Genomic DNA, 12,289 nt, shown 5'->3' on the forward strand with positions numbered 1-12,289 from the left:
CGCTTGCTAGACTGCGCCACATGACTGATTTTACCACAGCATTGGCCGATTTTGCCTCGGGGCCTGTTGCGACCTCGTCAGAGGCCCGTCTCGTAACCTCTCTGTCTGCGCTGGATTGGGTGGTTGTTGGCCGCGTCGGTGTTAGCGAACCCGTATCTCAGACCGTGCGCGCACTGGTTCTGGATGAAGGAGGCAACCCGCAGGCCCATCTGTTTGGCGGGGGGCTGGCTCCCGTCAGGGCAGCAGGTTTGGTTAACGGAACCATTTCCCACGCTTTGGATTATGATGACACGCATTTTGCGCATATCGGGCACCCTTCGGTCGCGGTTATGCCTGCGGCCTTTGCCCTTTGTGATTGGGACGACCGAATTCTTGTCGATGTCCTTGAGGCCGCTCTTGTCGGGATGGAGGTTTCGATCCGCGTAGGGCTTTGGCTGGGGCGTGCGCATTACCAGGGCGGGTTCCATCAGACCGCGACGTCAGGTGCCTTTGGTGCGGCGGTCGCCGCTGGCCGGGTGCTGCGGTTCGATACGGAAAAGATGCGCCGGGTTCTTGGTCTGGCTGCCACCCGCGCCGCAGGGTTGAAAGCTCATTTCGGCACGATGGGAAAGCCCTATAATGCCGGGCTAGCTGCCGCTGCAGGGGTTGAGGCTGCGCTGTTGGTGTCCAAGGGGTTTGATCCCAACTCGGATGCGCTTGAGGGGCCCTATGGTTTTGGTGCAACCCATATGGGGCAGTCCGAACAGGCCGCTGCTCTCGATGGAATTGGAGAGACGTGGCTGTTCAAAGATGTAAGCCATAAGTTTCATGCCTGCTGTCATGGGTTGCACGCCGCATTAGAGGCCGCACGTGACCTGGATATTGCAGAGCCCGAAGTAGCCGAGATCAGGATCAGGACCCACCCGCGCTGGATGACAGTGTGTAATCAAACCTCTCCGACCACCGGGTTGGGGGCCAAGTTTTCCTACCGGACGGTTATTGCTATGCAAGCGCTGGGATATGACACAGCCTTGCCAGACAGTTTTTCGGATAAGGTATGTGCGGATAGGCGCCTGCAATCGCTGCGGGACCGGATTTCAGTCGAAGCCGATGAGACGCTGTCTGAAACTCAGGCGGATCTGTCTTTGCTGCGCCGCGATGGGGCACGAAAACAGGCCAGCCACGATTTGCTTGGCCCAATGACATTGGCCGACAGGGAAGACCGGGTCAGAAGCAAGGCGGCCAAGCTGATCGGTGCCGAGGACGCAGACGCGATCTGGTCGATGCTGCGTACCGGTGGCCGCACCCGTGATCTGGCGAAAATGCTGGCGCGTTAGACGACGCGCCAGTGCAAGGGGAACCCGGGTTCGAATACTGTTACCGGGCCGTCGTCAGTTTCGATCTTGTCGGGGTATTCAACGGGGTCGCCCTTGGTAAGGGTGATGGTTTCTTTATTCACCGGCAGGCCATAAAACGCAGGTCCGTTCAATGATGTGAACCCTTCCAGCTTGTCCAGCGCACTGGCTTTGTCAAACATCTCGGCCACAAGGGACATTGTGTTTGTAGCGGTGAAACATCCCGCGCAACCACAGGCCATTTCCTTGTTCGCGTCTGTGTGCGGCGCGCTGTCGGTGCCAAGGAAGTAGCAAGACATCCCAGAAGTTGCGGCGCTCATCAAAGCCTGGCGATGGGTCTCGCGCTTGGCCACGGGCAGGCAGTAGTAATGCGGTTTGATCCCGCCCACCAGGATGTGATTGCGGTTGATGATCAGGTGATGGGCCGTGATTGTTGCAGCAAGATCATCTCCACCGGATTGCGCATAAATCGCACCCTGAGCCGTCGTGATGTGTTCCATCACGACCCGCAAACCAGGAGTCGCCTGGCGCAGTGGATCAAGTATCGTATCGATGAAAACCTCTTCGCGGTCGAAAATGTCGACCTCGGCATCGGTGACTTCACCATGGACACACATCGGCAGACCGATCTCAGCCATTCTCTCAAGCACCGGGCGGACCTTGTCGAAATCACGCACGCCCGAGGCGGAATTGGTGGTTGCGCCTGCGGGATACAGCTTTACGGCCTTGATCAGCCCACTTGCATGGGCTGCGGCGACATCCTCGGCGTCGGTGTCTTCGGTCAGGTACAAGGTCATCAGCGGCTCGAACGGCATGCCTTCGGGCAGGGCGGCCAGAATGCGGTCGCGATATGCGGCGGCCTGATCGCCGCGCACAACTGGCGGAACGAGGTTCGGCATTATGATCGCACGGGCAAAATGGCGTGCGGTTTCGGGCAGAACGGCCTGCAACATGGCGCCATCGCGCAAATGCAGATGCCAGTCATCGGGGCGGCGAATGGTCAGCGTATCAGTCATGCGCACCCGCTAGCACAGCCTCGGCCAAAGACCAACCAAACCGTGAGGATCTGGTGCAAAAACTTCACCTATTTGCGGCGATGGCGTCTGGGTGGCGGGGCCGGGGCCTTGACGCCCCCGCGCTTGCATGACCTGTTAAGCAACGAAAGAAAGAGGGTTCCATGACGCAGCAAGATTCCATTGATGCCGTGCAGCAGATGCTAGGCTCGCAAGGTTACGTTTGCGGTCGGGCCTTGGCGACAGTGGTGTTTTTGTCGCTTAAACTGGGCCGCCCACTATTTCTAGAAGGTGAGGCAGGCGTTGGAAAAACCGAAATCGCCAAAGCACTGGCCGCTGGTCTGAACCGCCGTCTGATCCGCCTGCAATGTTATGAGGGGTTGGACGCATCCTCGGCGGTTTACGAATGGAATTTCCCGGCGCAAATGGTGGCGATCCGAACCGCCGAAGCCTCGGGCGGCGCCGACCGGGGGGCGTTGCAGACCGAATTGTTTTCTGACGACTACCTGATCGAGCGTCCGTTGCTGCAGGCCATGCGCCCGGATGAAAACGGGGCTCCTGTCCTGTTGATTGATGAACTTGACCGCACGGATGAACCGTTCGAGGCCTTCCTGCTGGAAGCGCTCAGCGATTTTCAGGTCACTATCCCCGAATTGGGAACTGTCAAAGCGCCGGAGCCACCGATTGTCATCGTTACATCGAACCGAACGCGAGAGGTGCATGACGCTCTGAAACGCCGGTGCCTGTACCATTGGGTCGATTACCCGGATTTTGACCGTGAAATTGAAATTCTGAACGCCCGCGCCCCCGAGGTCGCCGAGGCGCTAAGCCGAGAGGTCGTCGCCTTTGTCCAACACCTGCGCACAGAGGATCTGTTCAAGAAACCAGGCGTGGCCGAGACGATCGACTGGGCCAAATGCCTGCTGGCGCTGGACGTCATCAACCTTAGCCCCGAAGTGATCGGCGACACGCTGGGAGCAATCCTGAAATATCAGGACGATATCCAGCAACTGCAAGGGTCCGAGGCGAAACGCATTCTGGATGAAGCCAAGGCGTCGCTGGAACCTGCCTGATGGCTGAACAGCTCCCTCTCGACATCCCCGACAACCCAAAACTGGCGCAGAATATCACTCATTTCGCGCGGGCTTTGCGCAAGGCCGGGTTGCCCATCGGCACCGGTCGGGTCGTGGATGCGATCCGGGCGGTTCAGGTTGCGGGCTTCTCGGAGAAGCGCGACTTTTACTGGACGTTGCACGCTTGTTTCGTGACCCGACCCGAGCATCGGGCAGTATTTGCGCAGATTTTCCGCATGTATTGGCGCGACCCTCGTTACATGGAACACATGATGTCCATGATGCTGCCCGCGATCCGCGGCGTTCAGGAAGAGCGCAAGGCCGAAGCTGCAGAGAAACGCGCGGCCGAGGCTCTGCTGGACGGCGTCGAACGGGACTTGCCTGACAGCTCTGACATCGAGGAAGAAACTGAGCTGGAGATAGATGCGTCGCGGACCGCGTCCTCGGAAGAACGGTTGCGCAATCTAGACTTTGAGCAAATGAGCACCGAAGAAATTGCCTTGGCCAAGCGCATTCTGGCACAGCTGAAATTGCCGGTAAAACCAATCGAGTCGCGCCGAGGCCAAGCCAGCCACCTTGGGCATCGGATCGACCGCGCCCGCACGCTGCGCGCATCCATGCGGCAGGGTGGTGAACTGCGGGACATCGCGTATTTGAAGCCGAAACAACGGTGGCCGAACCTTGTCGTTCTCTGCGATATCTCAGGATCCATGAGCCAGTACTCTCGTATCATCCTGCATTTCCTGCATGCGGTTTCAAACGTCAAGGGCGCGGGGTGGGCCAAGGTTCATGCGTTTACCTTCGGCACGAGGTTGACGAATATCACTCGGCACCTGCGCCAACGCGATGTGGATGCTGCCTTGTCGGCGGCGGGGGCCGAGGCGCAAGATTGGGAGGGTGGCACGCGGATCGGGGAATGCCTGCACGCTTTTAACCGTGACTGGTCGCGTCGGGTTCTGGGGCAGGGTGCGGTGGTGTTGTTGATTACGGATGGTCTGGATCGGGGCGAACCCGAGGTGCTTGGAAAAGAAATCCAGCGCCTGCATCTGTCAGCCCGCCGTTTGATCTGGCTGAACCCTTTGTTGCGATGGGATGGCTTTGCGCCAAAAGCGCAGGGGGTGGCGGCGATGCTTCCCCATGTTGACAGCTTTCGGGCCGGTCATTCCATTGCGTCGCTGGAAGATCTGGCCAAAGTCATCTCAAAACCGGATGACATGGGTGAGAAAGCGCGGTTGATGGCCGCGCTTTCGAAGTAGGTCTCAACCAAGCTGTTCTTCGTTGCACTTACGCGCCATTTCCATCGCTTTGTACGTACCGGTCAGATCAACGGTGAAGGCGAATTCCTTTTCGGGGAACACAACCATAACTTTCTGTTTGGCAAGGTCTTCGGCAAACTTGGGGTCATCCGACAGCACATAGCCACCCGAATAGCCTTTGGTGATGTTGCCCTTCATGCCGGTGGCTTCTCCAAGATACAGGTTTTCGCCCAGCAGGATCGCCACAGCCTCGGTTTCGCCACGCTTGATGTTGGTTTCAGCTTTGGTGAATACGCCAACATATCCCACGCCGCGGTCTTCGGTCAGACCCATTTGAACCACGTTTTCCGCGTCATCAACAGCTTCGATCAGGCAGGATTTCTTGTCTTCGTCGATGAAGATTTTCCATCCGTCCACTTCGCCATAGCGCAGGAAGGTATCTGCGCTGGCCACTGTCGCCGCTAGCATTCCCAATACCGATCCGAGTGTAATAATGTGTTTCAAGTCTCTGTCTCCTTTTGAAAATTATCTGCGTCACAGCTGCGCATGATCCGCGTTTAGGTCAGAATCGGGAGGGCTGGCAATCAATGCTTGGGATGTTCGGCTGAAACCCGCGGGGCTTTGCATAGCATTTGGAATTTCTTTCAAGGCCCATGAGTTAGCCTGATGGTTTACTTTTCATCCTGCCAAACCTGCCTATGTTGGTGCGGGAAACGCCAGGAGGGCGATATGGACAGATTCGACAATAGCCCCGAGACTGCTCTGGATTGGTATGAAACGGGAAAGCCAGTTGCGCTGGCTACGGTTGTTCAGACTTGGGGCAGTGCCCCCAGACGTGTTGGCGCTCAGCTTGTGATAGCAGGTGATGGCCGCTTTGAGGGGTCAGTATCGGGTGGTTGTGTCGAAGGTGCGGTTGTTGTCGAGGCGTTGGAAGCGATCGAAGAGGGTGAAGCGCGCCTACTTGAATTCGGGGTCAGTGACGAAGATGCTTTTGCGGTCGGGCTGGCCTGTGGCGGAACAATTCGGGTACTGGTCGAACCTATTGGATCGGTCCTTCCTGAAAGCATATTGCGCGATCTGGTCGCTGCACGCGCGCAGCGCGAGCCTGTGGCTTATGAGGTGAATATCGAATCCGGCCATCGTGCGTTGCAGCGCGATCGTTATCCCGAACGCATGCGCATGGACCGGTCCGGTTTCGAAGAGGATGCGAAGACATTTGTTTCGGTCCACAATCCGCCCTTGCGGTTGATAGTGGTCGGGGCCGTTCATATTGCTCAGGCCCTGGTCCCGATGGCGCGAATTGCGGGGTACGACCCTGCGATTGTGGATCCGCGATATGCGTTTGCAACCGCCGCAAGATTCCCTCAGGAAACCGTGCTGACGGATTGGCCGGATGAGGCCGTTGCAAAGCTTGGAATGGATGCGCGAACGGCTGTTGTCTTGCTGACCCATGATCCAAAACTGGATGATCCCGCGTTAGAGGCAGCCCTGAGAGCCGGTGTGTTCTATATTGGGGCGCTGGGGTCTAATCGAACGCATGCGAAACGCGTCACCCGGATGAAAGAAGCCGGATTTACTGAAAAGCAGATTTCACAGATTCACGGTCCCGTAGGCTTGGATATCGGCGCCGCCGATCCCGCGGAAATTGCGATTTCAATATTGGCCGAAATGACTGCAGTGTTGCGGGGCAAAGCATGAAGTTTGGCTCGGTTCCTCTGCGCGAGGCCGCCGGTGCAATTCTGGCGCATTCAGTAAAAGCCCAAGACACAAAGCTGCGTAAGGGCCTCTTGCTCACGCAAACTCATCTGGATGAAATGGCCGCCGCCGGGTTGACCTCGGTCACTGTTGCGCAGCTGGAACCCGGTGATTGTCACGAAAACGACGCTGCCCGGAGTTTGGCAGAGGCTTTGGCCCCGGACCCGGCAACCGTGGGATTGCGCGTCACCGAGCCGTTCACAGGGCGCGTTAACCTCTTGGCGAGAGGCCCCGGAGTCGCTGTTCTGGACGTACAGGCGCTGGAAGCGTTCAACTTGGTTAACCCGATGATTACCGTGGCCACAGTTCCCCAATATCAACAGATGGGATCAGGCGGGATGGTGGCGACAATTAAAGTCATTTCTTATGCCGTCCCCGGCGAAGATGTGGTGCGTGCCTCGGCGCTGGCACAAGGGGCGGTGCGCCTGTCTGGCCCGGTGTTTCGCAGTGCTGGCCTGATCGTCACAGACATCCCCGGAGGTGTTTCGAACGACAAGGGTATTGCCGCAATCCGAGGGCGAGTCGAAGCCCTGGGTATGGGTTTAATTGACATTCGGGTGGTGCCACATGAGATTCAGGCGCTGTCTGCTGCATTGACGGGCGTTAAAGGGGATATTGTCCTGATCTTGACGGGCTCAGCAACTTCGGATGCACATGATGTCGCGCCGCAGGCCGTTCGTGTTGCAGGCGGTCAGGTGGATCGGTTTGGAATGCCGGTAGATCCGGGCAACCTGTTGTTCACCGGTCTGCTGGACGCCAGACCTGTAATCGGTTTGCCGGGGTGTGCGCGTTCTCCCGCACTGAACGGTGCGGATTGGGTTTTGTCGCGCGTGGCTTGCGGGATTGAAACGACAGCGGCGCATATTGCAGGCATGGGGGTCGGTGGATTGCTCAAGGAAATCCCGACCCGGCCACAGCCACGCGCATCTATCAAACGGCAAGGCGTTTGACATCAATTTAAGGCCCAGATCAGGCCGCTTTGTTCGGCATTGTGATCTGTCCTAAACGGCGCCCTGCGAAATTTTTGTTCTCAAACAATAAGTCCCGTGTTTAACTCGACAGAGAAAAATATGACATGGGAGGAACTTATGACACAGGTCACCATGACCGTGAACGGGAGGTCTGTTAGCGGAGAGGTTGAGGGTCGGACGTTGTTGTCTGGATTTTTACGTGATCATCTGTCGCTGACCGGAACGCATGTTGGATGTGACACTGCGCAATGTGGGGCGTGTGTTGTTCATGTGAATGGCGCGGCGGTGAAGTCGTGCAACATGCTTGCGCTGGAAGCGGACGGGTCTGAGGTCGCCACGATTGAGGGCCAGGCCGCTGAGGATGGGTCTTTGAACGTGATTCAGCAGGCGTTTCAGGATCATCACGGGTTGCAATGCGGATTTTGTACGCCGGGCATGGTGATGAGCGCCGCCGCCTTGCTCAAAGAGAACCCGCGCCCGAGCGAAGCCGAGATTCGAAAGTATCTGGAAGGCAACCTGTGCCGCTGCACAGGCTATCACAACATTGTCAAAGCGATCATGGCCGCATCGGGTCAGGACGTAAGCGGCATCGCTGCCGAGTAATACCGACGTAAAGAATTTTCGACGAAAATTCTTTTTCAGGGAGGAGAACAAGCAATGCCCAAAGACAGTGGCATCGGAGCCAGTTCCAAACGGCGCGAGGACGTGCGCTTTTTAACCGGAGCAGGCAATTACACCGACGATATCAACGTGCATGGCCAGGCCTATGTGCATTTTCTGCGGTCCGACATCGCGCATGGCCGGATCAACAGTATCGACACTTCGTCTGCCGAGGCCATGCCGGGCGTGGTCAAAGTGTTTACCGGCAAGGATTTCGAAGGCGTGGGCGGCATGCCCTGTGGCTGGGAAGTGACCGACAAGCACGGCGCACCGATGCAGGAACCTCCGCATCCCATTTTGGCACAGGGCAAAGTGCGCCATGTGGGCGATCCGATTGCTGCTGTGGTCGCCGACAGCCTGGAACAGGCCCGCGACGCGGCTGAGGCGATCGAGCTTGATATCGAGGAGCTGCCCGCCGTGATCGACATGAAGGCCGCCGCGCAAGAAGGCGCAACGCTGGTCCATGACGATCTGAAGAACAACATCTGCTATGATTGGCAGCTGGGTGAAACCGATGATGCCAAGGTCAATGAGGTCTTTGCCAATGCGGCCCATGTCACCACGCTAGATCTGGTGAACAACCGTCTGGTTGCCAATCCGATGGAGCCGCGTGTGGCGGTGGGCGAGTACAGCCGCGGCACCGAAGAATACACGCTTTATACCACGTCGCAGAACCCGCATGTGATCCGCCTGTTGATGTGTGCCTTTGTTTTGGGTCTGCCCGAACACAAAGTGCGCGTGGTCGCGCCGGATGTGGGTGGCGGCTTTGGCACCAAGATCTTCCACTATGCCGAAGAGGCGTTCTGCACCTTCGCCGCCAAGGCTTGTAACCGCCCGGTCAAATGGACCTCGAGCCGGTCCGAGGCGTTCATGTCTGACGCGCATGGGCGCGACCATGTCGGACAGATCGAACTGGCGCTGGATGCGGACAATAACTTTATCGGTCTGCGCACCAACACCTATGCAAATATGGGTGCGTATCTGTCGACCTTCTCCAGCTCGGTACCGACATGGCTGCACGGGACGCTGATGGCGGGCAACTACAAGACGCCGGTCATTCAGGTTAACGTCAAGGCGATGTTCACCAACACGGTCCCGGTGGATGCCTATCGCGGCGCGGGCCGTCCGGAGGCGACGTTCCAGTTGGAGCGGGTCGTGGACAAGGCAGCGCGTGAACTGGGCGTCGATCCGATCGCCCTGCGCCGGCAGAACTTCATCACCCAGTTCCCCTATGACACACCGGTGGCGCTGACCTATGACACAGGCGATTATAATGGGACGATGGACAAGCTTGAGTCCGCTGCTGATCTGGCAGGCTTTGCCGCGCGTCGCGCTGAAAGCGAGGCCAAGGGCAAGTTGCGGGGTCTGGGCGTCAACTGTTATATCGAGGCTTGCGGTATCGCGCCGTCGAACATCGTTGGTATGCTGGGGGCCCGTGCGGGTCTGTATGATGCGGCGACTGTGCGGGTGAATGCCACCGGCTCGATCAGCGTCATGGTAGGTGCCCATAGCCACGGGCAGGGGCATGAAACGGCCTTCCCGCAGGTTGTGGCGGACATGATCGGTATCGACGAGTCGATGATCGAGATCGTGCATGGCGACACGTCGAAGATTCCGTTTGGCATGGGCACCTATGGCTCGCGGTCTTTGGCGGTCTGTGGATCGGCGATGGTCAAGGCAACCGAGAAAGTGATCGACAAGGCCAAGAAGATCGCGGCGCATCTGTTGGAGGCGTCCGAGGCTGATATCGAGCTGAAGGACGGTCAGTTCAGCGTGGCAGGGACCGACAAGTCGGTGGCCTGGGGTGATGTCACCCTGACGGCCTATGTGCCGCATAACTTTCCGCTGGAGGTCGAGCCCGGGCTGGAGGAGACCGCCTTTTATGACCCGGCCAACTTTACTTTCCCGGCTGGCGCCTATGCCTGTGAGGTCGAGGTTGACCCCGAAACCGGCCGGGTCACCATCGAAGCCTTCACTGCCGCTGATGACTTTGGCAATATCGTCAACCCGATGATCGTGGATGGTCAGGTGCATGGCGGCATCGGTCAGGGCATCGGTCAGGCATTGCTTGAAAACTGTGCCTATGACGAAAACGGTCAGCTGCTGAGCGCATCCTTCATGGACTATGCCATGCCGCGTGCCGATGATGTGCCGTTCTATGCGGTGGACCATTCCAGCCAGACGCCCTGTACGCATAACCCGTTGGGTGTGAAGGGCTGTGGTGAGGCCGGGGCAATCGGTTCACCACCTGCGGTGGTCAACGCGGTGCTGGATGCGTTGAATTCAGGCGGCAAAGCCATCGATCATATCGATATGCCGGTGAGTCCATCGCGTGTCTGGACCGCGATGCACGGGTGAGAGGTTGGGGTGCGAGGGGTCAACCCCTCGCGCTCCCCGAGATATTCATAGCCAGATGAAGGGCGGATCAGCGCCTTTCGGAAAGGAAGACGAAATGTACAATTTCGAATTTGAGAAACCCTCGACCATAGCCGACGCGGTTGCCGCTTTAGGGGCTGAGGATGCGCAGGCGTTGGGTGGTGGGCAAACCCTGATCCCGACGCTGAAACAACGATTGGCGGCGCCATCGGCACTCGTCTCGCTCAGCGGAATTCCCGAAATGCAGGGCGTCTGTGTTGGGGATGACGGGTCGGTTTCTATCGGTGGCGCAACGCCGCATGCAGTTGTTGCGCAAGAGGCAGCGGGATCATACCCGGCGCTGGCCGCTTTGGCCGGTCAGATCGGTGATCCGGCGGTGCGCAACCGCGGCACGATTGGCGGTTCGGTCGCGAATAACGATCCGGCGGCGTGTTACCCTGCGGGCGTTCTGGGATCGGGGGCCACAATCGTGACCAACGCCCGTCAGATTGCGGCGGATGCGTTTTTTGATGGCATGTTCTCGACCGCACTGGATGAGGGTGAGATCATCACATCCATCCGCTTTCCGGTGCCACAGGCCGCGAGCTATCAGAAGTTCTTGCAGCCAGCCTCGCGCTTTGCGTTGGTGGGTGTCTATCTGGCCCGGTTCGCCGACGGTGTGCGTGTGGCGGTCACGGGCGCCAGCGAGGATGGTGTGTTCCGCTGGTCCGAAGCAGAACAGGCGCTGAATACTGAATTCCGACCGGACGCGTTGATGGGGCTGAACATCAACCCGGCCAACATGATCGGCGATCTTCATGGCAGCAAAGCGTATCGCGCGCATCTGGTCAGTGTGATGACCAAGCGGGCTGTGCTGGCCTGCATGTAATTAAATCGGCTTTTAGTCGCAAAGCCCCGGGGTGTGCCCCCCCGGGGCTTTTTCTATTTTCGGCGAATTTTCGGAAGCTTGTTTGGCTGCCAATAGGCCCCAGTATCTTCGCGCGCCTTTTGATAGGCCTCAACGCGGTGCGCTGCTGTTTTGCCACCGGCGTCAAATAAATGGCCGATGAGACATTCCAACACAGCCATGACACCGGTAAAGCTCGAGGTGTGATGTTGTGACCTTGTGCTGACGGTAAAGGCGACATCCGGTTCAACGCCCGGCGCAATTACTTCGCTATCCGAGATCAGGATGACCCGAAGTCCTTTTTCCCGGGCGTACCTCACGGATTTTATCGTTTCGGCCGAATAGGGGCTTACGGTGATTGCCAGCAGGCAATCCTTGTCATCCGCGTCCAGCAGATCATCAGTGGCCGAGCCAATGTGGCGGGGGATCAACTGAATGCCCGGGTGCGCCATGCGCCCGTTATAGGAGAAATAATAGGCCAGCGCGTAACTAGCACGAGTGGCTGTTACGAAGCATCGGCGGGACCCGAGTATATGTTCAATGGCCAGATGCGCTGTGTCGGGCCTCATCAATCGCAGCGACCTGACAACGACATTCTGTTCGTTGCGGGCAAGCTTGGCTTGAAGTTTACCATGGGCTCCTTCAGCGTGCATGTGGGTTTGCCAGGCAGGGCCAAGGAATTCTTCGTTATCCGTCGCCAGATTTTGACGGAACGGAGAGCGAAAGGCCTGAAACCCACCATAGCCCATATACTGGGCAAGCCTGACAAGGACATTTGCACTGACACCGATCTTCTCGGCAGTTACCCGTATCGGGTCGAGGCCGAAATCCGCGGGGTGATCTACGATGTATTTGGCTGCCGCCTGAAGTCTGGGCGGCATCTGGTCGATGTTTTTCCTCAAGTTATCTGTCAGCTGGCGTTGGGTCTCTGTCATGAAAAAACATATGTTATGAAAGAAGAAGGT

The 12,289-nt window shown here is 58.0% G+C and carries 11 protein-coding genes; 8 read left to right on the plus strand and 3 right to left on the minus strand.

Going from position 1 to position 12,289, the window contains the following annotated elements:
- The first annotated feature begins 20 nt into the window (after window positions 1-20).
- Complete coding sequence (locus AC2FFF_RS01515; RefSeq protein ID WP_496882811.1) at window positions 21-1,316, plus strand: MmgE/PrpD family protein; 1,296 nt, start codon at window positions 21-23, stop codon at window positions 1,314-1,316.
- Here the strand turns inward: AC2FFF_RS01515 and pyrC are convergent.
- A complete protein-coding gene (gene pyrC, locus AC2FFF_RS01520; RefSeq protein ID WP_142634119.1) occupies window positions 1,313-2,350 on the minus strand; it encodes a dihydroorotase in 1,038 nt (345 codons plus the stop codon). The genes AC2FFF_RS01515 and pyrC overlap by 4 nt on opposite strands.
- Before the next feature lie 161 nt (window positions 2,351-2,511).
- On the opposite strand from pyrC, the gene AC2FFF_RS01525 reads away from it, so the two are divergent.
- Together AC2FFF_RS01525 and AC2FFF_RS01530 are read left to right on the plus strand one after the other, a co-directional pair.
- Window positions 2,512-3,420 (plus strand): AAA family ATPase, encoded by a 909-nt coding sequence (locus AC2FFF_RS01525; protein WP_142634117.1) that lies wholly within the window; start codon window positions 2,512-2,514, stop codon window positions 3,418-3,420.
- Complete coding sequence (locus tag AC2FFF_RS01530) at window positions 3,420-4,676, plus strand: vWA domain-containing protein (RefSeq protein ID WP_142634115.1); 1,257 nt, start codon at window positions 3,420-3,422, stop codon at window positions 4,674-4,676. Before AC2FFF_RS01525 ends, AC2FFF_RS01530 begins: the two co-directional genes overlap by 1 nt.
- Before the next feature lie 3 nt (window positions 4,677-4,679).
- On the opposite strand, the gene AC2FFF_RS01535 is transcribed toward AC2FFF_RS01530, so the two are convergent.
- On the minus strand, window positions 4,680-5,180 hold the full coding sequence (locus AC2FFF_RS01535) for a hypothetical protein (RefSeq protein ID WP_246097135.1): 501 nt from the start codon (window positions 5,178-5,180) through the stop codon (window positions 4,680-4,682).
- 225 nt (window positions 5,181-5,405) lie between these two features.
- Here AC2FFF_RS01535 and AC2FFF_RS01540 point away from each other — a divergent pair, with 225 nt between their 5' ends.
- From AC2FFF_RS01540 to AC2FFF_RS01560, 5 genes are all read left to right on the plus strand, one after another.
- Window positions 5,406-6,374, plus strand: a complete 969-nt coding sequence (locus AC2FFF_RS01540) for an XdhC family protein (RefSeq protein WP_281972181.1) — start codon at window positions 5,406-5,408, stop codon at window positions 6,372-6,374.
- Complete coding sequence (locus tag AC2FFF_RS01545) at window positions 6,371-7,381, plus strand: molybdopterin-binding protein (protein WP_281972180.1); 1,011 nt, start codon at window positions 6,371-6,373, stop codon at window positions 7,379-7,381. Before AC2FFF_RS01540 ends, AC2FFF_RS01545 begins: the two co-directional genes overlap by 4 nt.
- A gap of 138 nt (window positions 7,382-7,519) precedes the next feature.
- The gene (locus AC2FFF_RS01550) at window positions 7,520-8,005 is read left to right on the plus strand and encodes a (2Fe-2S)-binding protein (RefSeq protein WP_142634109.1); all 486 of its coding nucleotides are present in this window, start codon (window positions 7,520-7,522) and stop codon (window positions 8,003-8,005) included.
- Window positions 8,006-8,059: 54 nt separating this feature from the next.
- Window positions 8,060-10,420, plus strand: a complete 2,361-nt coding sequence (locus tag AC2FFF_RS01555; RefSeq protein ID WP_142634107.1) for a xanthine dehydrogenase family protein molybdopterin-binding subunit — start codon at window positions 8,060-8,062, stop codon at window positions 10,418-10,420.
- A 94-nt stretch (window positions 10,421-10,514) separates the two neighbouring features.
- Window positions 10,515-11,306: an FAD binding domain-containing protein gene (locus tag AC2FFF_RS01560; protein ID WP_142634105.1), complete on the plus strand. Its 792-nt coding sequence runs from the start codon at window positions 10,515-10,517 to the stop codon at window positions 11,304-11,306.
- A gap of 53 nt (window positions 11,307-11,359) precedes the next feature.
- On the opposite strand, the gene AC2FFF_RS01565 is transcribed toward AC2FFF_RS01560, so the two are convergent.
- Complete coding sequence (locus AC2FFF_RS01565; protein WP_281972179.1) at window positions 11,360-12,259, minus strand: MurR/RpiR family transcriptional regulator; 900 nt, start codon at window positions 12,257-12,259, stop codon at window positions 11,360-11,362.
- Window positions 12,260-12,289 lie beyond the last annotated feature (30 nt).

Source organism: Ruegeria sp. YTSA226 (assembly GCF_059609905.1).